This is a genomic window from Lysinibacillus sp. FSL K6-0075 (assembly GCF_038592945.1).
GTDB classification, from domain to species: Bacteria; Bacillota; Bacilli; order Bacillales_A; family Planococcaceae; genus Lysinibacillus; species Lysinibacillus fusiformis_F.
Genome location: NZ_CP151947.1, coordinates 4,884,897 through 4,909,645, shown reverse-complemented (window position 1 = coordinate 4,909,645; position 24,749 = coordinate 4,884,897). Strand labels below are relative to the sequence as shown.

General features: G+C 37.9%; 25 protein-coding genes. 19 read left to right on the top strand and 6 right to left on the bottom strand.

The window, feature by feature from the left end; all coding sequences use genetic code 11:
* Window positions 1-107: 107 nt before the first annotated feature.
* On the top strand, window positions 108-1,064 hold the full coding sequence (locus tag MHB65_RS24725; RefSeq protein ID WP_342442050.1) for an AAA family ATPase: 957 nt from the start codon (window positions 108-110) through the stop codon (window positions 1,062-1,064).
* A 24-nt stretch (window positions 1,065-1,088) separates the two neighbouring features.
* Window positions 1,089-1,727, top strand: coding sequence for an RNA ligase family protein (locus MHB65_RS24720; protein WP_342442049.1), 639 nt, complete (start codon window positions 1,089-1,091; stop codon window positions 1,725-1,727).
* 185 nt (window positions 1,728-1,912) lie between these two features.
* Here the strand turns inward: MHB65_RS24720 and MHB65_RS24715 are convergent, their stop codons facing one another.
* A complete protein-coding gene (locus MHB65_RS24715) occupies window positions 1,913-3,103 on the bottom strand; it encodes a coenzyme F420-0:L-glutamate ligase (protein ID WP_342442048.1) in 1,191 nt (396 codons plus the stop codon).
* A 122-nt stretch (window positions 3,104-3,225) separates the two neighbouring features.
* On the opposite strand from MHB65_RS24715, the gene MHB65_RS24710 reads away from it, so the two are divergent.
* A complete protein-coding gene (locus MHB65_RS24710; RefSeq protein WP_205446212.1) occupies window positions 3,226-4,143 on the top strand; it encodes a LysR family transcriptional regulator in 918 nt (305 codons plus the stop codon).
* Between the two features lie 16 nt (window positions 4,144-4,159).
* Here MHB65_RS24710 and MHB65_RS24705 read toward each other — a convergent pair whose 3' ends face one another.
* Entirely contained in the window at window positions 4,160-5,041 is an 882-nt protein-coding gene (locus tag MHB65_RS24705; protein WP_205446211.1) for a LysR family transcriptional regulator, read from the bottom strand.
* A gap of 113 nt (window positions 5,042-5,154) precedes the next feature.
* Here MHB65_RS24705 and MHB65_RS24700 point away from each other — a divergent pair, with 113 nt between their 5' ends.
* Window positions 5,155-6,174 carry a YeiH family protein gene (locus MHB65_RS24700; protein WP_342442047.1) on the top strand — a complete coding sequence of 340 codons (1,020 nt, stop codon included), beginning with the start codon at window positions 5,155-5,157 and terminating at the stop codon, window positions 6,172-6,174.
* A 111-nt stretch (window positions 6,175-6,285) separates the two neighbouring features.
* Here the strand turns inward: MHB65_RS24700 and MHB65_RS24695 are convergent, their stop codons facing one another.
* Entirely contained in the window at window positions 6,286-6,618 is a 333-nt protein-coding gene (locus tag MHB65_RS24695; RefSeq protein ID WP_205446209.1) for a heme oxygenase, read from the bottom strand.
* A 219-nt stretch (window positions 6,619-6,837) separates the two neighbouring features.
* On the opposite strand from MHB65_RS24695, the gene MHB65_RS24690 reads away from it, so the two are divergent.
* The 12 genes from MHB65_RS24690 (at window position 6,838) to MHB65_RS24635 (ending at window position 19,698) form a co-directional block, all read left to right on the top strand.
* Window positions 6,838-7,524 (top strand): response regulator transcription factor, encoded by a 687-nt coding sequence (locus MHB65_RS24690; RefSeq protein WP_342442046.1) that lies wholly within the window; start codon window positions 6,838-6,840, stop codon window positions 7,522-7,524.
* On the top strand, window positions 7,508-8,923 hold the full coding sequence (locus MHB65_RS24685) for a HAMP domain-containing sensor histidine kinase (RefSeq protein ID WP_342442045.1): 1,416 nt from the start codon (window positions 7,508-7,510) through the stop codon (window positions 8,921-8,923). Before MHB65_RS24690 ends, MHB65_RS24685 begins: the two co-directional genes overlap by 17 nt.
* 795 nt (window positions 8,924-9,718) lie before the next feature.
* Window positions 9,719-10,420 (top strand): polyphosphate polymerase domain-containing protein, encoded by a 702-nt coding sequence (locus MHB65_RS24680; protein ID WP_342442044.1) that lies wholly within the window; start codon window positions 9,719-9,721, stop codon window positions 10,418-10,420.
* 19 nt (window positions 10,421-10,439) lie between these two features.
* Entirely contained in the window at window positions 10,440-11,123 is a 684-nt protein-coding gene (locus MHB65_RS24675) for a DUF4956 domain-containing protein (RefSeq protein WP_131521792.1), read from the top strand.
* Window positions 11,124-11,165: 42 nt separating this feature from the next.
* On the top strand, window positions 11,166-12,947 hold the full coding sequence (locus MHB65_RS24670) for a CotH kinase family protein (protein ID WP_342442043.1): 1,782 nt from the start codon (window positions 11,166-11,168) through the stop codon (window positions 12,945-12,947).
* An 87-nt stretch (window positions 12,948-13,034) separates the two neighbouring features.
* Window positions 13,035-13,634 (top strand): class I SAM-dependent methyltransferase, encoded by a 600-nt coding sequence (locus tag MHB65_RS24665; protein WP_342442042.1) that lies wholly within the window; start codon window positions 13,035-13,037, stop codon window positions 13,632-13,634.
* A gap of 404 nt (window positions 13,635-14,038) precedes the next feature.
* Window positions 14,039-15,259: an ABC transporter substrate-binding protein gene (locus MHB65_RS24660; protein ID WP_016992165.1), complete on the top strand. Its 1,221-nt coding sequence runs from the start codon at window positions 14,039-14,041 to the stop codon at window positions 15,257-15,259.
* Window positions 15,260-15,405: 146 nt separating this feature from the next.
* A complete protein-coding gene (locus MHB65_RS24655; protein ID WP_016992164.1) occupies window positions 15,406-16,281 on the top strand; it encodes a branched-chain amino acid ABC transporter permease in 876 nt (291 codons plus the stop codon).
* Window positions 16,282-16,293: 12 nt separating this feature from the next.
* Window positions 16,294-17,229 carry a branched-chain amino acid ABC transporter permease gene (locus MHB65_RS24650; RefSeq protein ID WP_205446203.1) on the top strand — a complete coding sequence of 312 codons (936 nt, stop codon included), beginning with the start codon at window positions 16,294-16,296 and terminating at the stop codon, window positions 17,227-17,229.
* The gene (locus tag MHB65_RS24645; RefSeq protein WP_205446202.1) at window positions 17,229-18,008 is read left to right on the top strand and encodes an ABC transporter ATP-binding protein; all 780 of its coding nucleotides are present in this window, start codon (window positions 17,229-17,231) and stop codon (window positions 18,006-18,008) included. The genes MHB65_RS24650 and MHB65_RS24645 overlap by 1 nt, the downstream gene beginning before the upstream one ends.
* The gene (locus MHB65_RS24640; protein ID WP_004233555.1) at window positions 18,008-18,715 is read left to right on the top strand and encodes an ABC transporter ATP-binding protein; all 708 of its coding nucleotides are present in this window, start codon (window positions 18,008-18,010) and stop codon (window positions 18,713-18,715) included. Before MHB65_RS24645 ends, MHB65_RS24640 begins: the two co-directional genes overlap by 1 nt.
* A gap of 485 nt (window positions 18,716-19,200) precedes the next feature.
* The gene (locus tag MHB65_RS24635; RefSeq protein ID WP_342442041.1) at window positions 19,201-19,698 is read left to right on the top strand and encodes a cupin domain-containing protein; all 498 of its coding nucleotides are present in this window, start codon (window positions 19,201-19,203) and stop codon (window positions 19,696-19,698) included.
* A 41-nt stretch (window positions 19,699-19,739) separates the two neighbouring features.
* On the opposite strand, the gene MHB65_RS24630 is transcribed toward MHB65_RS24635, so the two are convergent.
* Both MHB65_RS24630 and rluF read right to left on the bottom strand, forming a co-directional pair.
* Window positions 19,740-20,459, bottom strand: coding sequence for a hypothetical protein (locus MHB65_RS24630; protein WP_342442040.1), 720 nt, complete (start codon window positions 20,457-20,459; stop codon window positions 19,740-19,742).
* Window positions 20,460-20,484: 25 nt separating this feature from the next.
* Window positions 20,485-21,186 carry a 23S rRNA pseudouridine(2604) synthase RluF gene (gene rluF / locus MHB65_RS24625; RefSeq protein WP_205446199.1) on the bottom strand — a complete coding sequence of 234 codons (702 nt, stop codon included), beginning with the start codon at window positions 21,184-21,186 and terminating at the stop codon, window positions 20,485-20,487.
* A gap of 241 nt (window positions 21,187-21,427) precedes the next feature.
* Between rluF and adh the strand changes: the two genes are divergently transcribed.
* On the top strand, window positions 21,428-22,948 hold the full coding sequence (gene adh / locus MHB65_RS24620) for an aldehyde dehydrogenase (RefSeq protein WP_205446198.1): 1,521 nt from the start codon (window positions 21,428-21,430) through the stop codon (window positions 22,946-22,948).
* 21 nt (window positions 22,949-22,969) lie between these two features.
* Entirely contained in the window at window positions 22,970-23,329 is a 360-nt protein-coding gene (locus tag MHB65_RS24615; protein ID WP_342442039.1) for a DUF779 domain-containing protein, read from the top strand.
* 163 nt (window positions 23,330-23,492) lie between these two features.
* On the opposite strand, the gene MHB65_RS24610 is transcribed toward MHB65_RS24615, so the two are convergent.
* A complete protein-coding gene (locus tag MHB65_RS24610) occupies window positions 23,493-23,618 on the bottom strand; it encodes a hypothetical protein (RefSeq protein ID WP_342442038.1) in 126 nt (41 codons plus the stop codon).
* A gap of 159 nt (window positions 23,619-23,777) precedes the next feature.
* Between MHB65_RS24610 and MHB65_RS24605 the strand changes: the two genes are divergently transcribed.
* On the top strand, window positions 23,778-24,746 hold the full coding sequence (locus MHB65_RS24605; protein WP_342442037.1) for a DUF4003 family protein: 969 nt from the start codon (window positions 23,778-23,780) through the stop codon (window positions 24,744-24,746).
* Window positions 24,747-24,749: the final 3 nt, after the last annotated feature.

Here is a 24,749-nt window from a genome sequence, read left to right as displayed (position 1 = left end):
TGAGTACGGAACATGACTCATGTCTTTTCATTTTCTTACTGCTAGAAATCTAGGCTAAAGGATTGTTCTTTTAATACGATATAGAAACTTGAAGGGAGGTGAAAATAATGAAGGTAATCTTTACAGTAGGGTTGCCGGGGAGTGGAAAAAGTACATTTGTGAAACAACTAGCCCAAAGGGAGAATGCAGTTGTTCTTTCTAGTGACGCTATACGACAGGAATTGTTTGGTGACGCAACTAAGCAGAAATCACGTGTGGTCTTTCGCACATTATATGAGCGTCTGAATAGCTTAGTGGCAAAAGGGTTTTCTGTTATTGTGGATGCTACTAATATTGAACGGGAGCGCAGGATGTTTGCACTTCGTAAAATACCAAGTACAGCTCAAAAGGTATGTTATTATTTTGATACACCTTATTCAATCTGTGTAGCCAGAAATCAGCAACGGAAGCGGCATGTACCATTAATCGTGATGGAAAAAATGAGAAAGCATTTAGAATTCCCGACAGTAGGAGAAGGGTTTGATGAAGTGCATATTGTACATGAATCAAGTCCCTATGATATTTCTCGACAACAGTTTATTTCACTCATACAAAGCAACCCCACCTATGAAGAACTTTTTCAAACACTTCAAGCAGTCCCACTTTTTAAAGAAATTTATCAATTCGATCAAGAAAACCCATTCCATCAATATTTACTATGTCAGCATACGTATTTTGTGTATGCGTATATGAATGAGTACTATTTGGAAAGCGATAAACTTGCTCTTCAAATAGCCGCATTGTTCCATGATGTCGGTAAACCATTTTGCAAAAAATATAAACCATTGCAACAACGTTATGGTTATTTTGGGCATGAAAATGTATCTGCGCAACTGGTTTGCCATTTTCTATTAGAGTTGGGCTTTGAAAAGGAATTTGTATTAAAGGTTGTTCATTTAGTGCAATTTCATATGTTAATCCAGTATGGGGGCGATAGAGGCGGAAGCCAAATTTATCATTTATTAGATGGTGATTTATTAACAAGGCTTTATTTTTTCCGTGAGGCAGATCAATTTGCCAAATAAACAATAGGAAAAGGAAGTGAAAATATGACAAAATTCATGAAATACCCAAGAAGTTTTCATTTACCGTGGAGCAGAGGCTATACCCATGATGATAAAGTTGCTAGAAATGTGAATCATTTTATTGGAAAAGAGGTTGTTGTCACTGAAAAGTTGGATGGAGAAGGTACAACACTTTACAGAGACTATATGCATGCTAGAAGTATTCATTCGGCAAATCACCCCTCAAGAAATTGGGTGAAAACATTCCATGCAAGCTTTGCTTATCGAATTCCAGATGGCTGGCGTCTATGTGGTGAAAATGTTTATGCAAAGCATTCTATTTATTATCAAGCATTAACAAGCTACTTTTACTTGTTTAGTATTTGGAATGAAGAAAATGTTTGTTTGAGCTGGGATGAGACGGTTGCCTTTGCAGCAGAATTAGGTATAGAAACAGTGCCTGTTTTATACCGAGGAATTTTTGACGAAGGACAGATAAAACGTACATTTACTGGTAAATCAATCTTTGATGGTGAACAAGAGGGGTATGTCATTCGAAATGCTGGCTCATTCCATTACGATGATTTCCGATATAATTTAGGAAAATTTGTGAGACCGCAACATGTTCAAACAAGTGAGCATTGGCTACAGGAAGAAATTACGCCAAATAAATTAAAATCATAACCAATTAAGAAGAGAAGGGACTGAGAACAATGTAATACTATAGCAAGCATTCAAAAATCATATATTACGAGGTAGTTGCAAGGAGTGCATATCCCTTTTCAAAGGGATTACGGGTTCGATTCCTGTTATCCTCACCATAAAAAAATGAACTCTCTTCATTAGTACGAGAGTTCATTTTTATTTGTTTATTTCGTGTAATTATCGAAGTAACCTTGAATGTAAATCATAGGTGTTCCTTTGTCGCCCGAACCAGATGTAAGGTCAGATAGGGAACCGATAAGGTCTGTTAAACGACGAGGTGTTGTTCCTTGTGCAGCCATTTGACCTGTTAAATCTTCATCTTTATTTTGAATGTATTCAGAAATAGCAGCTTTCAATTCTTCGCCTCGAAGGTCTGCGAAATCATTGTCTGCTAAATATTTCAATTTAACCTCGTTCGGTGTTCCGTGTAATCCAGCTGTGAATGCAGGTGAAACAACAGGATCTGCAAGCTCCCAAATTTTACCTACAGGATCTTTGAATGCGCCGTCACCATAAATCATGACTTCTACTGTTTTTCCTGTAGCTTCTTTGATTTTTGCTTGGATACCGTCCACAATTGGTTGGCAAGTATGCGGGAATAATTTAACACTATCCTCCGTTGCTTTGTTTGAGCCAAGAAGACCGTACTCAGCATTGAAACCAGAACCATTAATAGATTCAGCTAAAATATTATCAAGGCTGTAAACTTTTTCTGCACCGTTCGCTGTTAGAATACGTTTTGTGCGGAAACGTGAATGAATATCACACGTTAAGATACTCTTTGTGTAATTTAAAATTGTTTTTGGATTATTAGAGAAGATAACCTCACACGTAGCCCCTTCTGCTTCAATTAACTCTTTATAGTATTCAATATAATCTACACCAGTAAATGTGTGTTTTTTATAGCCAAAATGCTCGCGGAATTCAAACTCATTTAGTGTATCCGTCCATGGGTTAATACCTTTTACATCGAGTTCATCAATATCTACAAGGTGATTACCAACTTCATCAGATGGGTAGCTTAGCATTAATACAACCTTTTTTACACCTTTAGCAATACCTCGTAAACAGTTTGCGAAGCGGTTTCGACTTAAGATGGGGAAGATAACGCCTACCGTATCATCACCGAACTTAGCCGCTACATCTACAGCGATATCATCAATCGTTGCGTAGTTGCCTTGTGCACGTGCCACGACAGATTCAGTTACTGTCACAATATCACGATCCTCGATTGCATATCCTTCAATTTTTGCAGCATTTAACACTGTATCTACAACGATTTGTTCAATATTATCGCCTTCGTTAATAATAGGACCACGAAGACCTCTTACAACTGTACCGATTACACGTTCCAATTTAATCTCTCCTCATTCTATCTAGCGTAAAGTGAAATAAAATCCATATGATTTTACTATAAGGCTCGTTAATGATATAAGTAAAATTAATAGTTCATATAATAGCTATAAGAGGTGCTTATATGATAGGGAAATTAGATTTATATCGTGTTTTTAGTGTTGTAGCAAAAAATAATAGCTTTTCAAGTGCAGCAAAAGATTTATATATGACACAGCCAGCTGTTAGTCAGGCTATGATGCAATTAGAAAATGAGCTTGGTACACGTCTTTTTAATAGAACCCCTAAAGGTGTGACATTAACAACAGAGGGCAGCCTTCTTTTTGAATATACAAATTCAGCTTTAGGGCTTTTAGATGCTGGTGAAGAAAAGTTGCTTGAATTTAAAAATTTAACAACAGGGCAATTAAAAATAGGGGTAGGTGATACTATTTCACGCTTCTTTTTAATGCCTTATTTAGAAGCATTCCACACAATGTATCCGAATATCAAATTGCAAATGCTAAATGGTACTACCTCTGAAATATGTAATTTTATTAAATCGGGTGAGGTAGATATAGGATTTTGTAATTTTCCAATAGAAGATTCAACATTACAGTTAACGGTATGTACAGATATTCAGGATATTTTTGTCTGTGGGGAAAAATATAAAACACTTTCATCTAAAAGTTTAAGCTATGAGGATCTTTTGAAATTTCCGCTTATCTTTCTAGAGAAAAAATCAAATTCACGGAAGTATGTGGAAGATTATCTCTTTGCAAGAGGGGTTCATATAGAACCAGAGTTTGAGCTAGGTTCACATGATTTGGTACTAGAATTTGCTCGTAGTAACCTCGGCATTGCATGTGTAACAAAGGAATTTTCAAAGGACTATCTTCAACGAGGTCTTCTTTATGAATTAACTTTAATGGAAAGTATTCCAGCAAGAAGTATTGGTATGTGTTATTTGAAGTCAGTGCCCCTTTCTAGAGCTGCGACGAAATTTGTCGAAATCATTGAAAATAAGCGTTTCAATACGAGAAGAACGATAAAAAAAGCTTAGCGACGAGAAAAGTCAGCTAAGCTTTCTTAGTTAAGACATCAATCAATATGTCGACATTGCGCTTATTTTTTATCGTTGGTGAGCAAAGATAAGAAAATGTTCGCATAAAGTGCTGCCCTTCAAGGGGCAAAATGGTCATATCTCCATTTTTTAATTCACGTTCTATAACACAGGCAGACAATAAGGAAAGACCAAGTCCCTGTATAACACTCTCCTTTACTCCCTGATTACTGCTAATGGTCAAAAGCGATTGAATCTGCAGACCATTTGCTCTGAATAAATGATCCAGATAATAACGTGTTCCAGAGCCTTCTTCACGCGCAACCCAGCTTTGCTGCTGGAGTTTATCAGCAGTAAGAGAATGTTGCTTTGTAAGAGGATGATTACTGGCACTGACAATAAATAGCTCATCTTGCATAAATGGCTTAATGACGAGTTCATTATCATGAGCCTGCCCTTCAATTAAACCAATATCGACTTGCAGTAATTTTGTATATTGAATGATTTCTTTTGTATTGCCAATAATAATTTGAAGTTCTAGTTGTGGGAATTGTTGCTGTAGGCTGGCTATGATTGGAGGCAATATATATTCACCAATCGTAAAGCTTGCACCAATGACTAGTGTACCTTGAACCTCTTGATGATAGGCAGCGATATCTTCTTTTGCAGCTTCAGTGATAGCCATGATTTGCTTTGCTCGTTTATAAAGTATTTCACCAGTTGGTGTAATTTGCACCGATTTTGGTGAGCGAATAAATAAGGTTGTTTGTAATTCTTGCTCTAGGTTCTTAATGTGTAAGCTAACACTTGGCTGTGAAATATGAAGTATTTCAGAGGTCTTCGTAAAATTATTGACCTCGACCAGTGTGATGAATGTTTTTAAAGCATCATATTGCATATCTCCACCTCTATTATTAGAAATATTAATAATAACGATTATATATATGTATTTTACTAATAGTGTGCTCTTTATTAAAGTAATAATCAACAAGGGAGAAAGAAGTGAACAACATGGTTAATAGACAGAATAAAGTAAAATCCACCCTTAATCCAAATTTCTTGAAGGGAATATTGTTAACACTCCTTATTGCTTTAGTAGCGAAATATATTGCCACATTTCCTTTCTTTTCGATATTGGGACAGTTGGTTATTGCCATTATATTAGGGATGGCTTGGCGAGCAGCATTTAAAGTACAGGATTCATGGCAAGTAGGTATTGGATTTTCCAGCAAGAAGCTATTACGCTTCGGTATTATTTTATTGGGCATGCGCTTAAATTTGGCAGATATTTATCATGCGGGAGCAAACGTTTTTTTAATTGCAGTCATTAATTTGCTATTTGCATTAATTGTTGTGTATGGGCTAACAAAAATATTTAAAGTCGATCAGAAGCTAGGGATTTTAACGGCTTGTGGGACAGCCATTTGTGGAGCTGCTGCAGTAGTGGCAATCGCACCACAAATTAAAGCAAATGAAAAGGAAACCGCCGTAGGAGCCGCGATTGTTGCGTTATTGGGGACTATATTTACACTTATTTATACGGTACTCTATTCCATTATCGATTTAACACCTTCTGCGTATGGTATTTTCGCAGGTGGTACATTACATGAAATAGCTCATGTGATTGCAGCTGCCTCTGCTGGTGGAAATGAAGCAATTGATATAGCAGTCATCGTGAAATTAACTCGTGTTGCCCTGCTCGTACCTGTAGCGATTATAATTGGTATTTTCTATCGAAGAATGGACAAAAGCGAAGAGAAAAAGGCGTTTTCATTATCGATCATACCGTGGTTTATTTTAGGCTTTTTAGCGATGAGTGCTATCAATTCTTTAGGAATTATACCAGTGAATGTATCGACAGCATTTGTAAATATTGCTTATATCTTAATTGCTATGGCAATGGCCGGTCTGGGATTAAATGTTGAGATTAAAACATTTAAGGAGCTAGGTGTAAAGGCATTTATTGCAGGTTTAATTGGCTCAGTTTGTCTATCCGTACTGGGCTATCTACTAGTCATTCTTTTATATTGATTTAGTCAACGGTTCTTATAGCAAGAAAAAAGACCCTGCATGATTGTTCAACATGCAGGGCTTTTTAGATAGAATCAGAAGATAATGTATAAGTAATTTAATTGTCGTTCATTAACTTAAAGCTTCGATAGAAGATGCTAATTCAGCCACTACTATTTTGCTGCCGATAATTGGACTGTCAGCTTTTTCTCCCTCAGAACCTGAATTTGGACGTTGATGGGCTGCAGCAAATGCATCGCTATTACGCCATGCTTGGAAATGCTCCTTGGATTCCCAATACATATTAACACTCATTTCGTCATAAGTAGGATCATCGGTTGAAATTAATACCTCTACTTTATGAAAGCCTTCAAACTGTTGTAGAGGACCTGGCTTTGTAAAATTTGGTGCCATTCTCGCAGCAAAACCGGGTTTTACCTGAATACGATTCGTTACAATAATCATGCTTTTACCCCCCTTAATTTCATTTACTAGGTTTTCGAATGAATTATCATTGATTATCATTCGCACTCAATGATAAGTGGCTTAGGAAGACATTGTCAATAGATGACCTCTATATATTCTCTGCTAGTAGTTTTTGAACTATGGATAGGCTGACATTTAACTGACATAATCCGGTGCTATAATGAACATAAGAGCGAACTAGTAACGAGGTGATTGACTTTGGCAAACATTTTAGTAATAGAGGATGAATATGCAATAAGCCAGGTTTTAAAGGTGTATTTACAAAAAGTGGGTTATAGTGTGACACAATGTTTCAATGGTGGCCAAGCCTTGGACATGTTTCGTGAAACACAGCCAGACCTAGTGTTGCTAGATATTATGTTACCAGAAAAAAATGGTTGGTCCATTTTAAAAGAAATAAGAGAACGAAGTACCTGCCCTGTTATCATGTTAACAGCATTAGGAGAGGTTAATTACCGTCTAGAGGGGTTTGATCATGGAGCAGATGATTATATTGCCAAGCCTTTTATCGCAGATGAAGTTGTTGCAAGAGTGAGGGCTGTTTTAAGGCGTGCTGAAGGCAGCCCAGATGCATCTGTTATTAAGCGGTATGGGTCTCTAGCAATTGATTGTAAAGCACATAGAGTGTTTTTGGGTGGAGAAGAGATTGTATTAACACCAAGAGATTTATCGGTGCTTATGTTTTTAGCTGACCATCCCAATCAAACATTTACCCGTGATCAGCTTATAGATCAAGTTTGGGGTTGGGAGTATGAAGGTAGTGATCGTGCCGTAGATTTAGCCATAAAGAGACTTAGGAAGGCATTAAAAGAATGGGATGAGGCAGAAGGAGAAATAAAGACACTACGTGGATTGGGGTATCAGCTAAGTGTTCCAAAAAAATAAGCGTATATCCTTACTCCAATATTGGACGAGCCGTTATTTACTAACACTTTTCATAGGCTTAGCTATTATTTCGTTAATCTCAGCAGCATGGATTCGTCATACAACATTTGAAAATCGATTAGAATTGATGGAGTTTTTAGCAGACGAGACGGTCTATCGTTTAACGGATACAACAAATCCTAATAATGGACCTATAAAGGGTATTCCAGGTTTTATAGGGGATCGAGAGCGTTTTAATATGAAAGAGATCGATCCGATTTTGTACGTTGTAGATACTGAGGGCAATATACTGACAAGCAACCGTCCAGTACCACCTGGTAGTGCCAAAAATGTAGCTGGCTTGTTGGATGGAAAAGAAGGTACTAAGGAAATAAAGGATGGACTTGAACCTGAATATGTGGTGAAAAGAAAGATAGAAAATAATAATGAGTTATTGGGCTGGGCCCTGGTGATGGAGAAGAAGGAGAATTTAACAAGGGTTAATCAAGCATATGGACAGCTTGCCATATTAATAGGAGCGTTAGCTTTATTAGGCTGGATCGCTATTTACTTTTTGTCAAAGCGCTTGGCCCATCCCATTAAACAAGTAGCAGAGGCTGCCAAGCATGTACAGGAAGGCAATTATGCAATTGATTTGCCTCAAGATAGTAAGGAAAAAGAGGTCTATGAGCTTGTTTCCTCCTTTAAAAACATGGCAAATAAATTAGAACAGCTGGAGAAAACTCGAACGGAATTACTAGCAGGTGTCACCCATGAGTTGAAAACACCTGTCACCTCTATAAGTGGTTTATTACAGGCGGTAAGAGATGGTGTTGTAACGGGACAGGATGCTATGGAATTCATTGAAATGGCTATGGTTGAAACGACAAAAATGAAAACAATGGTTGGGGACTTACTTGCCTTTAATCATTTTGCTGTCGATGCTATCCCTGTGCAGATAGAGTCCGTAGATGTTAATCAGCTACTGCGAGAGGCGGTGGCACAGTGGGAAGTAATGCAGGAAGAGGAACATGTAAAAGTTCATTTACATTTGTTAGAACAACCTATGCTGGTACAGGTAGATCTTGTTCGTGTCCAACAAATCATTACAAACCTTTTAACCAATGCTAAACAGGCGATGGACAAAGGAACCATCACCTTGACGTTGATAGATCAAGGGGAAACTCTGTCGGTGATGGTGAAGGACACAGGTCATGGTATCCCTCTAGAGGATCAGGCATTTATTTTTGAGCGCTTTTATAGAGGAGAAAATAAAAAATATACTGTTCGTGGCTTGGGTTTAGGATTACCACTTAGTAAAATGATGGCCCAATCTGTCGGAGGCGATTTGCGATTAATCGAAAGCAATCCCTCTGGAACACACTTTGAATTAGTACTGCAAAAGGCTACTGCGCTATAAGAGCGTGGTAGCCTTTTCATGTTGTTGAAAAAAGATAATGTCAACGGCAGAAAAAGCAACTTTACAAGGTGAGGGGTTGATTTCCGTTCCGCCAGCGTCCTTTCCAGGGGGCGTCCGATGAGCCGCTTCACTCACTTCCGTTCGCTCCAGGGTCTCCTCTGTGACGCTAAATCCCCTAGGAGTGACGCTGGCTCCACTCCAATCAACCATTCTGCAAAAGTGTCTTTGCTTTATCTTTCATACTGGTCGTAGCGAACAAAATAACCCATTATTTGTATTCTTAGAGGGGATGAGCTCTTATTTTCAATGTGGAAAAGTGATGCGTGACAACACCCCTCCGTAAAGAGTAGTGAACACCTTCACTTTATCTGAAAACCGTTGCTAAAGTTAACATTTTGTAGGTTGGAGTGGAGGGCTACTTGACTCCCTTGGGATAGCGAGATAGGCAAAACTCTAAACGGAGCGGTAGCGGAGGAAGCGGCTCGGCGCTCGCCCACAGGAAAGCAAGTAGCCTGCAACAGAAATCCATTTCTACCTTTCAATTGACTGTTTTGTTTTTCAACACTAAGAAAAGGCTACTACGCTATAAGAGCGTGGTAGCCTTTTTGATGGTTTAACCCGTCTCTCAGAAATCTGCTTTGTATTGTAAAAGATAAATGAAGAATATGTAAAGCTGACATCTGCCTGACACAAAAGCCCTTTATAGTAAACGATGTAGACGAGAAATGAACAAAGGGACGAGCATCAATAAGGGTTTGTCGGTTTGACACTAATACAAGTAGGGAGAGTGATGAAATGCCAATCGTTACTTCATTTAATCCAAACGGTCGCCAAGAAATTAAACAAGCGATCTCCTATCCAGATTATGCGTTATTAAAAACCAAGCTTCAGCATGTTATGCAGCGGGACAAGCATGCGGGTTTAGACGGTAAATATTTGATACGTAGTACGTACTTCGATAATTTTTCCAATAAAGTGCTAAATGAAAAAAAAGAGGGCTTTATCAATCGAGACAAATATCGGGTTCGCATATACGGCAAGTCTAGTGCTGTTATTAATCTGGAGCGGAAGAGTAAACGTAACAATGTTACCTTTAAAACAAAATGTGCAATATCTCAAGCTGAGTATGAAAAAATGCGTATCGGGGAGATATCCTGGATGGAGAATGATGACCGAGGGTTAATTCGAGATTTATATCAAGAGATGAATTACAACCAGCTAAGACCTACTACGGTAGTGGATTATGAGCGAGAGGCCTATATCTATCCGTTTGGTAATGTGCGTGTGACGTTTGATAGTAAGGTGCAATCAAGTCTACGCAACACTGATATGTTTAATCAAAACTTGCCGATGGTGGATGTACTGGAGCCAAATCTTGTGATCTTAGAGGTAAAGTACGATGAATATCTGCCAGACATCATCAAGTATTTACTACAGTCGGTGGATACTCGTGCAGAGGCCTATTCAAAATATCAGCTTAGTCGTATGTACGGCTAATAATAAAGGAGAATGAACAATGGATACAATTAAATTTAGTGATATTTTTAAATCCAACTTTTTAGAAAAAACAACCTCATTTTCATTAATCGATTCCATTATTGGTTTAGTAGTCGCGTTTTTTATTGGGCTTTTCATTTACGCTGTTTATAAGAAAACCTTTAATGGTGTCATTTACTCACATTCATTCAATATCTCATTACTTATTATGACAATGGCAACAGCATTAGTAATTATGGGAATCAGTTCAAATGTTCTGCTGTCACTTGGTATGGTTGGTGCTTTATCCATTGTACGTTTCCGTACACCTATTAAGGACCCAATGGATTTAGTCTATATTTTCTGGGCAATTGTTTCAGGTATTTTATGTGGTGCTGGCTTTATCCCATTAGTGATTATTGGTGCTGTTTTAATCGGACTTGTATTGCTAATATTCGTTAATAAAATAACAGTAGAAAACCCTTATTTATTGATTGTAAAGTTTGAAGAAGAGCTAGCAAACGCTGAGATCGAGCGAATTATTGCTGCACAAACAAAAAAGTTCGCTCTCAAATCCAAATCCATTATGCAACAGAATGAAATCGAAACTACTTATGAAATTCGTGTAAAACAAAATGATGCAAAATTGATGGATGAGCTAACAAAGGTAGCTGGTGTAAAATCAGCCATTATGCTTAGCTATGATGGGAATTTCACAGCGTAATGACCTCATTAGCAAAAAGGACTACGATGAGAGGTGACGGCTATGATTAAAACACGAATTGTCTACCTGTGCATGGCAATTTTACTCCTTCTCTTTGTCGTGATATATGCTGTACTTCCGAATGTAGGCATTGAAACGAAAAATTCAGAGTTCTCCTATGAGAATATAGTATTTAATAAAAATAAAGTAACAACAGTTGATATTGAAATTGCGGAGGAAGATTGGGCTGATATGCTCGAAAATGCTTCGGCTGAGGAATTAAAACAGGCAGATATTACAGTAAACGGCAAGAAAATTGAGAATGTTGCTATTCGTACAAAGGGCAATCTATCATTACGATCGGTTGTCAATAGTGACTCAGATCGCTATAGTTTAAAAATTGATTTTGATTATTATGATGATACACAAAGCTTATATGGCTTAAAAAAATTAAATTTAAACAATAATTATAGTGATTCTACATTAATGAGAGAGTACATCTCCTATGAGCTGATGGAGCAAATGGGTTTACCAACACCGGCACACTCCTATATGTATGTCACAGTGAATGGTGAGGAACGAGGCTTGTTCTTAGGAGTAGAAGCAGTGGATGAGACATTCCTAGCTAATAACTATGGCTCTAATGATGGCTTTTTATTTAAGCCAGATGGGACAGGCAGCGATTTAAAATATATTAGTGACGATATCGAAGACTATACAGGCATCGGATTAAAAACAAATGAAGGTAATATTGATCAATCCAAGTTGGTTGAAATGCTAGATGCTATTAATAATGGTGGAGACATAGAAAAGTATATTGATGTTGATGAAATGTTACGTTATTTTGCCGTCAACACAGCTCTTGTGAATTTAGATAGTTATCAAGGGAATATGAAACATAACTATTATTTATATGAACAGAACGGTGTGTTTTCTATTATTCCTTGGGATTACAACATGTCCTTTGGTGGCTTTGGGGCTGGAGGAGGTAGAATAGCAGGAGGAAACGGAGAAAATCCAGCTGACGCTTCTACTAATATGGAAAAACCAGTGGCACAAAACAATGGACAACCCGCTCAGGCAGGTGATGGGGGTATGCAACAACGAGGTGGCGGATTCAACATGGGAATGGGCATGTCTGGCGACTTGTTAGCTGATAGTGCTATTAATTTTAGTGTGACAACCCCTGTTTCTGGCACAACATTAGAGGAGCGGCCACTCCTAAATGCATTACTTGCTAATGAAGAATACCGTGCCAAATATGAAGGGTATCTAGAAGAACTAGCAACAACCTATTTAACAGAAGACTATGTCCAATCTATTACTAAAAACTTAGCGGTGCTATTAACTACCTATGTGGAGGCAGATCCAACTAAATTCTCTACTACGGAGCAGTTTTTGGAAGCAGTTGAAGGTGAAAAAAGCTTGCCTGAATTTGCTAAACAGCGCTCAGCATCTATATTAAAGCAGCTGTCTGGGGAGCTTGTAGTGGAAGCATCTACGTCTTCTCAGGGCAATATGGGTATGCCAATGCCAAATGAAAATGGTGAAATGAATTCGATGCCAGACGATTTTGATCCAAGTCAGCTACCAGAGGACTTTGATCCATCAAAGAGCCCACCTTTTAATAGAGAGGGCGAGGGTCCGAGAGCAGGACAAAATGGGGAACAAATGCAACGCCCAGATGGAAACGGAGGTCCAATGGGGATACCGGGTGCGAATGGTGAAGCAGCCAATCAGGAACCTGTTATTGATAAAAATATGGTGTTTACAGCCATTACATGCCTAGTGCTACTCCTTTTCGCACTTCTCTTTGTTGTTAAATTTAAACGCAGAGGTCGTTAAAAAATAACCATATCCAATATCTTTGGGTATGGTTTTTGCTTTTTATCGTGTTAAAATAAAGCATTCTTTTCTGAGGGGTCTTTTCATATGAATGAACAGCAATTTGATAAACATTTGCACATTAACACGGTGGGAGAGCAATATGGTTTTCCTAAGCTTGCACACTATCACCGTTATGAGCCAACGCCATACAGTGGGTTGGAGCAATTATTCGCAGCGTATGAGATGCCTGACAATCCAGTATTTATTGATATGGGGTGCGGGAAAGGGCGAGTTCCCATTTATGTGCACCATAAGTTCCATATTCCAACTGTTGGGATAGAAATGGATGCAGGATTTTATGCAGAGGCAGAAGAAAATAAACGTAGTTATCTTCAAAAAATGAGAGCACATGCACCCATCAAATTTATTCATACAATAGCAGAAGCTTATGAAATAAAGTCACGTGATAATGTGTTTTTCTTTTTTAATCCTTTTTCCATTCACATTTTTCGTTCAGTCATTCATAATATTTGGAAATCCTACGAGCAGCGAATGCGAGATATTCATATAATTTTATATTATCCGCCTTACGATTATTTACAATTTTTACATCATGGAACACCATTTGAATTACTTCATGAAGTACATTTAGAAAATGAAACAAATATAAATGAGCGCCTTTGTGTGTTTGAATTAAAAGCTTAGAGTATGGGGGAACCCACTCTAAGCTTTTTCCTATTTACTGTACAGATATAAACAATTTGTTACTCTTATTCTCATAATTATTTTCAGGGAAATAATCGTAATAGATGGAGGGGGTGTTTAAATCAACTAGACTTTATTGTGAAAAAACAATTTCATCTGATAGTTTTGTACTAGTCTATGGTTTTAATTAAAAGATAATTCACAAATAACTAATTATACTGAAAAATCACTCTAGACTAAATATAAAGAATGTTTTACAATGAAAAAGGCTTATATGAATAATATTTTTCTTTTGTTTTTAGATAGTTATAAATAATTATTTTAGCTATTGAGTAAATGATTTTAATTGTTTATAATTATCAGAAATATCTAATATTTGAGAAATTTTCAGGGGGAATTTAATTATGAGAGAGAGCAAAAAGCTTAAGAAGTTCGGTTCACTTTTAGTAGCATCTTCATTACTTGCTGGTGTTCTTGCTGGTTGCGGTAACGGAGACGATTCAAGTTCTGGCGGAGGCTCATCATCAGGCGGAGGTTCATCTGATGGCGATACAATTAAAATTGGTGCCAACTTAGAACTTTCAGGGAATGTAGCATCTTATGGTTCCTCTATTGGGCTAGGTGCAGAGCTGGCTGTAAAAGAAATTAATGATGCTGGCGGTATTGATGGTAAGAAAATTGAACTGATTAAAGTAGATAATAAATCAGAGAACTCTGAAGCAACTTCAGCTGCTATTAAACTAGCAACGCAGGATAAAGTAGTAGCGATGCTAGCACCTGCAACTTCAGGTAATACAGTAGCAACTGTTCAAATTGCAAATGATAATAAAATTCCTATTGTTACTGGTTCTGGTACAGCACCAAATATCACAGTAAACGAGGATGGCAGTGTTAATGAATATGCTTTCCGTACATGCTTTATTGACCCATTCCAAGGGATTGTAGCGGCTAATTTTGCTTCAGGTGAGCTAGATGCGAAAAATGTAGCTATTTTCGCAGATAATGCATCAGACTATGCAAAAGGTTTAGCAAAATCATTTAAAGAAACGATTACGAAGAGTGGCGGAAAAGTTGTAAAAGAAGAAGCTTATGTAGCGAAGGATACAGACTTCCGTACACAATTAACAAATATTAAAGCGGCAAATCCAGACTTTATCTTTATCCCTGGATATTATGAAGAAGTTGGTTTGATTGTTAAACAAGCACGTGAAATGGGCATTGATGTACCTCTAATGGGGGCTGATGGTTGGGATTCTCCAACTTTAATCGAATTAGCTGGCGCGGATGCATTGAATAACACATTCATCACAAACCACTATTCTGCTGAAGACCCAGATCAAAAAATTCAAGATTTCGTAAAGGCATTTAAAGCTGCAAATGGTGACAAAGCGCCTGACGCATTCAACGCACTTGGTTATGACACAATTTACTACATTGCGGATGCGATTAAACGTGCAGGCTCTACGGATGGGGAAGCAATTAAAAATGAATTAGCTGCAACAAAAGATCTTTCTTTAGTAACAGGTACTTTCTCAGTTGACGAAAATCATAACCCAATTAAAACAGCAACAGTTCTTGAATTTAAAGACGGTAAACAAGTGTTCAACTCTAAAGTTAATCCTTAATGTTTTGTAAGCAAGGGGGAGGCGGGTAAACACGCCTTCCTTTTTTGTGTGCTAGATAACTAGAATCGTAGTGCAAAACATAACTATTAGTATCGATCTATGTACTTATTTTTCAATTTTCAGAAAATTTAAAGGAGTGAATGCGCATGGAATGGATACAGCAACTTGTGAATGGTATTTCACTTGGAAGTATCTACGCGTTAATAGCGCTAGGGTATACGATGGTATACGGTATTATCAAGCTGATTAACTTTGCTCATGGTGATGTCTTCATGATTGGGTCATTTATTGGCTTTTACGCAATTGCTAAATGGGAGCTTGGATTCTTCCCAGCACTATTATTGGCGATGTTAGTTTGTGCGATCTTTGGTGTTTTAATTGAACGTATTGCCTATAAACGATTACGAAATGCTACACGTATCGCAGCTTTAATTACAGCGATTGGTGTATCGCTATTAATCGAATATACAACGATTTTCTTCAGAGGGGCTCAGCCAGCAGCTTATCCTGAAGTTTTCAAAAATAAATCACTAGATATTTTTGGCGTACAAATCAGCAGTACATCCATCTTAATTTTATCAGTCGCAGTTGTACTGATGATTCTTTTACAATTCATCGTACATAAAACAAAAATCGGTAAAGCGATGCGCGCCGTTTCCCATGATGCAGATGCTGCTCGCCTAATGGGTATTAACGTTGACAATACAATTTCTGCAACGTTTGCGATTGGTTCAGCCTTAGCTGGTGCAGCAGGTGTTATCTTCGGTGTTTATTATACAAAAATTGACCCCTTAATGGGTGTTATTCCTGGTGTTAAAGCATTTATCGCAGCTGTTCTTGGTGGTATTGGTATCATCCCTGGCGCTATGGTTGGTGGTATGTTACTAGGTGTTGTAGAGTCCTTAGTAAGTGCACTTGGCTTCTCGTTATGGCGTGATGCAGCGGCATTCGTTATCTTAATTTTAATCTTAATCTTCAGACCATCGGGTATCTTTGGTAAAAATGCCCGTGAGAAAGTGTAGGTGAGCGGTTTTATGAAAAAGTCTAAAGTTTTCTGGGGCTATGCCGTAATAGCGCTAGTCATCTATGCAGTTGTACAGTTATTGATTACGACAGAAGTAATTGATTTGTACTATAAAAATATGTTGATCACGATGTGTATTAACATCATGCTAGCTGTCAGCTTGCATATTGTTATTGGGGTTACTGGGCAATTCTCTATTGGGCATGCCGGGTTCCTTGCAGTTGGAGCATATGTATCGGCTATCATTACAACAAAGTTAATGCTGCCATTCCCATTGGCTATCCTTTTAGGGGCTGCTGCAGCAGCAGTTGCTGGTCTCATTGTAGGGATTCCAACGCTTCGTTTAAAAGGGGATTATTTAGCGATTGCCACACTAGGGTTTGCCGAGATTATTCGTATTATCTTTTTAAATACGGATTATGTTGGTGGCGCAGCAGGGATGCAGGTTAAATATTTATCTAACTGGACGTATGCATTCTTTGGCGTAGTGTTAACGATTCTAGTCATCTCGAACTTTACAAATTCTCGACATGGACGTGCGTGTATCTCCATTCGAGAAGACGAAATAGCAGCGGATGCTATGGGTATTAACACAACTTACTATAAAGTTGTTGCATTCGCTATCGGTTCTTTCTTCGCTGGTCTAGCTGGCGCTATTTTTGCACATAACTTTTACATTATCCAACCGACAACATTCGGTTTCTTAAAATCATTTGATATTTTAATTTACGTTGTACTCGGTGGTTTAGGAAGTCTTTCTGGTTCAGTGATTGCTGCGATTTTCTTAACATTCGTGTCTACTTATCTCGCAAATTTCCCAGAAACGCGTATGATTATTTACAGTTTAGTATTAATTATCGTAATGCTTTATCGTCCAACAGGCTTGATGGGAACGAAAGAGATCACGCAATTATTTAAGTTTGGTAAAAAAGGAGGTACAAAATAATGACTGGAAACCTTCTTATCAATGTTGAAAACATGGGTATTCAATTCGGCGGTTTAAAGGCAGTACAGGGTGTTAATATGTACCTTAACCAAGGCGAATTGGTAGGACTTATTGGACCAAATGGTGCTGGGAAAACAACGAGCTTTAATATGTTAACAGGGGTATATACACCAACGGAAGGTACAATTACTTTTAATGGTATGAAAATAAATGGGCTTGCACCCTATCAGGTTACACAGAAAGGGATCAGCCGTACTTTCCAAAATATCCGCTTATTTAAAGAGCTATCTGTACTAGACAATGTGAAGGTAGCCAACCATTCTCTTGCTAAGCATTCTATGTGGTCTTCTATTTTTCGTTTGCCAAACCATTTCAAAGGTGAGGCCGAAATGGAGAATCAATCAATTGAGTTCTTAAAAATCTTTGGCTTAGATGTCTATAAGGATGAGCTGGCAAAAAATTTGCCATACGGGATGCAGCGTCGTTTAGAAATTGCTCGTGCGTTAGCGGCAAATCCAAAACTACTGCTATTGGATGAACCAGCAGCAGGGATGAACCCACAAGAAACACATGATTTAATGGAGTTAATTGCATTTATTCGTAAAGAGTTCGGCTTAACAATTTTGCTGATCGAGCATGATATGAGCTTAGTCATGGGAATTTGTGAACGCATTTATGTACTCGATCATGGACAATTAATCGCTGACGGGACGCCAGAAGAAATTCGCAACAATCCAAAGGTAATAGAAGCGTACCTTGGTGAGGAGGTTATCGGCTAATGCTAAAAGTACAAAATATCGATGTTTATTATGGCAACATCCAAGCATTAAAGGGCCTCTCTTTAGAAGTAAACGAGGGTGAAATTGTAACGTTAATCGGAGCAAATGGTGCTGGAAAAAGTACGCTCTTAAAGACATTGTCAGGTTTATTGAAGCCAAAAGGCGGCATTATTGAATACGAAGGCTTCTCTATTGCTGGGAAAGCGGCACAAACTATTGTGAAATCAGGGATATCCCACGTTCCAGAAGGTCGTCGTGTTTTTGCCAATATGTCCGTTGAAGAAAACTTAGAGCTTGGAGCATATCTGCGTAATGATAAAGCAGGTATTAAAAAAGATATGGATCATGTTTTCGAGTTATTTCCACGATTATTAGAGCGTCGGAAACAGCAGTCAGGCACATTGTCTGGTGGGGAACAGCAGATGCTTGCGATGGGTCGTGCTTTAATGGCCAAACCAAAGCTATTATTAATGGATGAACCTTCGATGGGTCTTGCACCGTTAATGGTTAAAAATATCTTCAATATTATTGAGCAGGTCAATAAAGAAGGAACAACCGTATTACTTGTTGAGCAAAATGCTAATATGGCATTATCGGTCGCTAACCGTGCATATGTACTTGAAACGGGACGTATCGTTCTATCTGGTTCAGCAAAAGAGCTACAAGAGAGCGAGCAAGTAAAAGCAGCTTATTTAGGCGGATTATAAAAATGGTAGGGCATCTCATTTATGAGATGCCCTTTTAGTGTTGAAAAACAAAACAGTCAATTGAAAGGTAGAAATGGATTTCCGTTGCAGGCTACTTGCTTTCCTGTGGGCAAGCCGCTTCGTTTAGAGGCTTGTCTGTCCTGCTATCCCACGGAAGTCAAGTAGCCTTCCACTCCAACCCACTAACTTTTTAGTAAAGGTGCTCACTACTCATTTTATTGAAGGGTGTCATAACGAATCACTTCTCCATATTGAAAGGAAGAGTCTATCCTACAAATAATGGGCAGTTTTGTTCACTACCGCTAGTATGAAAGATAAGGAAAAGACACTTTTGCACATGGTTGATTGGAGTGACGCTGGTGGAACGGAAATCAACCCCTCGCCTTCCTCCGTTAAAATCACTTTTTTCTTGCATAATGAAAGAAAATCAGAGGTAGCATTTCTACTTTACTTTTTGGTAAGGTTGAAAAAAGGAGTGATGCTTTTTGAAGAATTCAGCACAATATTTTATTGAACATTTAAAGTTAGCCGAACATCCAGAAGGGGGCTATTACATTTCATCATTTCGTGCATCAGACGATATAGCCGTGAGAGATGTTCAGAGGCCCATTTATACAAGTATTTATTTCCTATTACGCTCACAAGATATTTCCCATCTACATCGCTTGCAATCGGACGAGCTATGGTATTATCATGCAGGCAGCCCACTAACCGTTCATATGATTTTCCCAGATGGTACATATGAAGCGAAGAAGCTTGGTTTGAATTTAGAAGCAGGGGAAGTACCCCAAATTGCAGTGCCAAAGCATACAATTTTCGGTTCGTCGGTGGAAGAGTCTGATACGTTTAGTTTAGTTGGATGTATGGTGGCGCCAGGCTTTGACTTTGAGGACTTTGAATTGTTTACACAGGAAGAGCTTTTAGCAAATTATCCTCAGCACGAGGAAGCCATTCGTAAAATGGCCTACAAAACGTTTGAATAAAAAAATAGCCGTCTCAATTATTTTGAGACGGCATGATTTATTCACCATAATATTTCTTCAGGATAATTAAGTTGAATTTGAATATCATGCAATGCTTGTTTCGTTGCAATAGCTGCTTCCATCAGGTGGGATTTTAATGCTACATATTCATGGTCCTCTATCATTAATCGTACAGCAAATGCCGCTAAATGTGCTTGACGTTCCTCTTTACTTAATTCGATATATTCTAGATTCAGAACATCCACGTACTGTGTTGCAAAACGGAAGGTAAATGGATTTTTAGCATGTAACATTCTTAAAAACACAACATAATCTTCTTCACTCACCTCTTGTTCCAAACAATCAGCAATAGCCGCTTGAAATTTGCGTATAATAGCTATTTCATGATTCCACATAGAAGCATTGTTTAATTTTTGGTGCAGATCAATAAAATCATTTAATGCGATTGCACTAAAGATAATTTCTGGCCAAAGAATTTCTGTTGAAAAATAGACATTCTTATTTGGAAAGATTAATTCATGTTGAGTTAGAACACTCTTATTAAGTCCGTTACTAACAAACTCTAGGTGATGTTCGCCAAGCATAGCATGTCTTAGTTTATAGCAAACGCTTAAAATACGTAGTCGAGGACCCTGATAATCATAGTATTTATTTTCATCACCAGTTACTTTATAAATAGCATTAATTAGTTCATCTAAATCCCAATAATCGGCGCTAATTCGAACTCCTGTTAGTTGCTCTGTGCTTTGAATGGATATCATAGTCCTCGTCCCTCCTCTTGAATGCCTATTTGAGTGTGTAATTAAGTAGTTTGAATAGTTCTGTTCGTTCCTTCTCTGTTAAATCACGCCATTGCCCCACCTTTAAGTTACCAAGCTTAATATTCATAATACGAATACGTTGTAGACGCTTAACGGAATACCCTAGTGCAGAACACATTCGGCGAATTTGGCGGTTTAAGCCTTGCTCTAAAATGATTTTAAACACCTTATCCGAAATCCTTTCCACATGGCATGGTAAGGTTGTTGTATCTAAAATATCGACACCACTACCCATTTTTTGGATAAACTGTGTCGTTATAGGCTTGTCAACTTGAACAATGTATTCTTTTTCATGATGATTTTCAGCACGTAGAATTTTATTGACGATATCGCCATCATTCGTTAATAACAATAACCCCTCTGATTCCTTATCAAGACGTCCGATATGAAAAATACGCAAGGGATGATTGACAAAATCAACCACATTGCCTTTTATATGTCGCTCTGTCGTACTTGTAATACCAACAGGTTTATTTAGAGCAATGTAAACAAGTTGTTGTTCTTTCTTTACCTCTTTTCCATCAACGCAAACAATGTCCCCTGCTTCAACTTGACTACCGACTGTTGCCAGTTCCCCATTAATCGTTACTTTTCCTTCTTCTATCCATTTATCAGCGCCACGACGAGATATGATGCCTGTTTCACTTAAATATTTATTAATACGCATAATGTTCTCCTATATTTTATATTATTTTTAAGTATACCTTAACGCCATGCTTACAGTGAATGCTAGAAGCTTTTCTGGTAAAAATAAATTAGTTGGAAAAGTTTTTGAAAAAGTTGAAATTATTTTATGTTTCTGACAATATATTAGATGAGAGGGTTTCTATGAAAATATTGTTATTCCGATATAAAATAACGTTTTTTCTAGATAGTTCTCATTAAATTGTGTAAAGGGGAGAAGTAAAATGGTTTATGCATTTCCAAACACTGAAGGATCGGTAGTTCAATTCAAAGAGAAATATGATAATTATATTGGTGGCGAATGGACACCCCCAGTGAAGGGTCAGTACTTTGATAACGTTACTCCTGTTACTGGACAAGTTTTTACACAAGTAGCACGTTCCACAGCTGAGGACATTGAACTTGCATTAGATGCAGCACATGCTGCTAAGGATGCATGGGGCAAAACATCACCGACAGAACGCGCAAACATTTTACTTAAAATTGCGGACCGTATCGAGCAAAATTTAGAAAAGCTAGCCGTTGCCGAAACATGGGATAACGGTAAAGCGGTACGCGAAACATTAAACGCAGACATCCCTCTTGCAATTGATCATTTCCGTTATTTTGCTGGGGTATTACGTGCTCAAGAGGGCTCAGTAAGCCAAATTGATAATGATACAGTTGCTTATCATTTCCATGAGCCAATTGGTGTAGTTGGTCAAATCATTCCTTGGAACTTCCCATTATTAATGGCTGTATGGAAGCTTGCACCAGCACTTGCAGCTGGAAACTGTGTCGTATTAAAACCTGCAGAGCAAACACCAGCATCGATTATGGTGCTTTTAGAATTAATAGAAGACCTACTACCTTCAGGTGTCATTAATGTTGTGAATGGATTTGGCTTAGAAGCAGGGAAACCGCTTGCATCAAATCCACGTATTGGTAAGATTGCCTTTACAGGTGAGACGACGACAGGTCGTTTAATTATGCAATATGCTTCTCAAAACCTTATTCCAGTAACATTAGAATTGGGTGGTAAGTCACCGAACATCTTCTTTGAAGATATTATGGATAAAGATGATGCCTTTTTAGATAAAGCTGTTGAGGGCTTCGTACTATTTGCTCTAAACCAAGGAGAAGTATGTACATGTCCTTCACGTGCACTGGTTCAGGAATCTATTTACGATAAATTTATGGAACGCGTATTACAACGAGTAGAAGCCATTAAAGTTGGTAACCCACTTGATCCAAACACAATGATGGGTGCACAGGCTTCTAGTGAGCAAATGGAAAAAATTCTTTCTTATTTAGATATTGGTAAGCAAGAAGGTGCAGAATGTCTAATTGGTGGAGACAAAAATAATGTAGGTGAAGGCTTTGAAAATGGCTACTACATTAAACCAACTGTTTTCAAAGGGCATAATAAAATGCGTATATTCCAAGAAGAAATTTTCGGACCAGTTGTTGCTGTCACAACGTTTAAAACGAAAGAGGAAGCATTGGAAATTGCAAATGATACATTATATGGCTTAGGTTCCGGTGTTTGGACGAGAGATATTAATACAGCATATCGCTTCGGTCGTGAAATCCAAGCTGGCCGTGTTTGGACAAACTGTTACCACGCTTATCCTGCACATGCTGCATTCGGTGGCTACAAAATGTCAGGTGTTGGTCGTGAAAATCATAAAATGATGTTAGCTCATTACCAGCAAACGAAAAACTTATTAGTGAGCTACAGTGAAAACAAACTTGGTTTCTTCTAAATCGTAGGGAGGTGCATGAGCGTGGTTGAACGTGTATTAGCAACGGAAGAAGCGCTGGCACTAATCGATCTATTAAAAGAGAAACATGGGCCCGTTATGTTTCATCAATCGGGCGGATGCTGTGATGGCTCCTCGCCAATGTGTTATCCAGAAGGAGACTTGCTAATAGGTGATCAGGATGTGTGCCTTGGTGAGATTGGTGGTGCTTCCTTCTACATGCACAAAAATCAATATGATTACTGGAAGCATACACAAATCATATTGGATGTGGTGGATGGCAGAGGTGGCATGTTCTCACTTGAGGGCGTAGAAGGCAAACGATTTCTAACAAGGTCAAGAGCCTTCACATCAGAAGAGCTACAAGAGCTAGGGTTAATTTAACGAAGTATTGGTACAGCGGCAAAGTTTTTCTGCCGCTGTTTTTTATCTTGAGTCAGAAATGTTTATTGTATGGAAATTGAAGCGTTAGGACATACGACTTTCTATTCTTTAGGAGAGATCAATAATTGTTTCGGTATTCAAGTGTCCTCTGGAAGCCTCGATATTAATTTTTATGAAAAAGAGTATGTAAAGCGATATTTTTCGATGAATTTCGTAGAAAAAGGAATAGATTTAATCGATCCTTTAAGGTCATGGCAAATAATAGTTTTCTTGTGGTTTTCGTTAACATCGGCAATACCTCCTTTTTAGGTTGTTAATATTTTCTATTAAATCAAAGAAAGTAAGTAACATACATTAAATTATGTTTACTTTTTATGTTAATTGTTACAAAGAGGGTGAATCTTTCTTACATTATGTAACGTAAAACGAGTAAAGGAGTGTGCTAACTATGGATTATGTGATGATTGAAAATGAATTTGCAACTACGGTAGAGGATGTATCAAAAGCTGCAGGATGGACAGTGGACCGTAAAATTGTTTTAGCTATTGCTAGTACATTTGTAGCGTCAGGAAAAACTTTTGATGCAGCGAAGTATAAAAATGTTTTACAAGAAATGAAGAAGCAATCCTCATGGATGTCTCCTTTACGAACAACAGTTGGGTATAGTATTGCTGCCAATTTGATGGAGCAAGATGATGCTGAAAAGGCAGTAAAGAATATACTAACAAACGTGAGCATCTTAAAGGAAGCAAAATTCAGAAGCGGCAATTTTAGCTATATCGGGGCACAATTCTTGACAGAGGATGAAAACGATAAAAAGGCGCATGCACAGGCAGCTAGAGCCTTATTTGATGCTATTCGTAAACATCACCCATTTTTAACATCTTATGAGGACATTCCTTATGCAATATTATTAAGTAGTCCATCTGATGATGTTGAGCTGCGTGCGGAAACAATGAATCGATACTATAAAGAACTACGAACATATAATTTCAATGCTGGTAATGAGCTCCAATGGCTTTCACAGGTATTAACATTTTTATCACCACAATTTGATGGTCAGCTAGTACCAGATGTTGTAACACTTCGTGATACGCTCAAAAAGCAAAGTGTGAAAGTCAAGGCCATGCATTATCCTTTACTTGGCTTTTTAGCCATACTTAATCTGAATAAAGCGCAACTTCAAGGGATGATTGATTTATATCATGAATTAAAGGCCATGAAATTATTAAAATGGCATCATGAATTTGTGCTCTTTATGGCTGTACAAATTGCTATTTATGATATGGCCAAGGTGCAAAAATCTTTGTCCATGACCATTATGTCTTCGATTGAGTTATTAATTCAAGCACAGCAAGCAGCAATGATCGCAGCGGTTAGTGCAGCCGCCATTGCATCTAGTTCAAGTTCTTCGTGATAG

Bases quoted from the DNA above. Each gene is read 5' to 3' on its own strand.
- MHB65_RS24725 (WP_342442050.1), top strand. From the start codon at position 108: ATGAAGGTAATCTTTACAGTAGGGTTGCCGGGGAGTGGAAAAAGTACA.
- MHB65_RS24720 (WP_342442049.1), top strand. From the start codon at position 1,089: ATGACAAAATTCATGAAATACCCAAGAAGTTTTCATTTACCGTGGAGC.
- MHB65_RS24710 (WP_205446212.1), top strand. From the start codon at position 3,226: ATGATAGGGAAATTAGATTTATATCGTGTTTTTAGTGTTGTAGCAAAA.
- MHB65_RS24705 (WP_205446211.1), bottom strand. From the start codon at position 5,041: ATGCAATATGATGCTTTAAAAACATTCATCACACTGGTCGAGGTCAAT.
- MHB65_RS24700 (WP_342442047.1), top strand. From the start codon at position 5,155: ATGGTTAATAGACAGAATAAAGTAAAATCCACCCTTAATCCAAATTTC.
- MHB65_RS24695 (WP_205446209.1), bottom strand. From the start codon at position 6,618: ATGATTATTGTAACGAATCGTATTCAGGTAAAACCCGGTTTTGCTGCG.
- MHB65_RS24680 (WP_342442044.1), top strand. From the start codon at position 9,719: ATGCCAATCGTTACTTCATTTAATCCAAACGGTCGCCAAGAAATTAAA.
- MHB65_RS24675 (WP_131521792.1), top strand. From the start codon at position 10,440: ATGGATACAATTAAATTTAGTGATATTTTTAAATCCAACTTTTTAGAA.
- MHB65_RS24670 (WP_342442043.1), top strand. From the start codon at position 11,166: ATGATTAAAACACGAATTGTCTACCTGTGCATGGCAATTTTACTCCTT.
- MHB65_RS24665 (WP_342442042.1), top strand. From the start codon at position 13,035: ATGAATGAACAGCAATTTGATAAACATTTGCACATTAACACGGTGGGA.
- MHB65_RS24660 (WP_016992165.1), top strand. From the start codon at position 14,039: ATGAGAGAGAGCAAAAAGCTTAAGAAGTTCGGTTCACTTTTAGTAGCA.
- MHB65_RS24655 (WP_016992164.1), top strand. From the start codon at position 15,406: ATGGAATGGATACAGCAACTTGTGAATGGTATTTCACTTGGAAGTATC.
- MHB65_RS24650 (WP_205446203.1), top strand. From the start codon at position 16,294: ATGAAAAAGTCTAAAGTTTTCTGGGGCTATGCCGTAATAGCGCTAGTC.
- MHB65_RS24645 (WP_205446202.1), top strand. From the start codon at position 17,229: ATGACTGGAAACCTTCTTATCAATGTTGAAAACATGGGTATTCAATTC.
- MHB65_RS24640 (WP_004233555.1), top strand. From the start codon at position 18,008: ATGCTAAAAGTACAAAATATCGATGTTTATTATGGCAACATCCAAGCA.
- MHB65_RS24630 (WP_342442040.1), bottom strand. From the start codon at position 20,459: ATGATATCCATTCAAAGCACAGAGCAACTAACAGGAGTTCGAATTAGC.
- rluF (WP_205446199.1), bottom strand. From the start codon at position 21,186: ATGCGTATTAATAAATATTTAAGTGAAACAGGCATCATATCTCGTCGT.
- adh (WP_205446198.1), top strand. From the start codon at position 21,428: ATGGTTTATGCATTTCCAAACACTGAAGGATCGGTAGTTCAATTCAAA.
- MHB65_RS24610 (WP_342442038.1), bottom strand. From the start codon at position 23,618: ATGTTAACGAAAACCACAAGAAAACTATTATTTGCCATGACCTTAAAG.
- MHB65_RS24605 (WP_342442037.1), top strand. From the start codon at position 23,778: ATGGATTATGTGATGATTGAAAATGAATTTGCAACTACGGTAGAGGAT.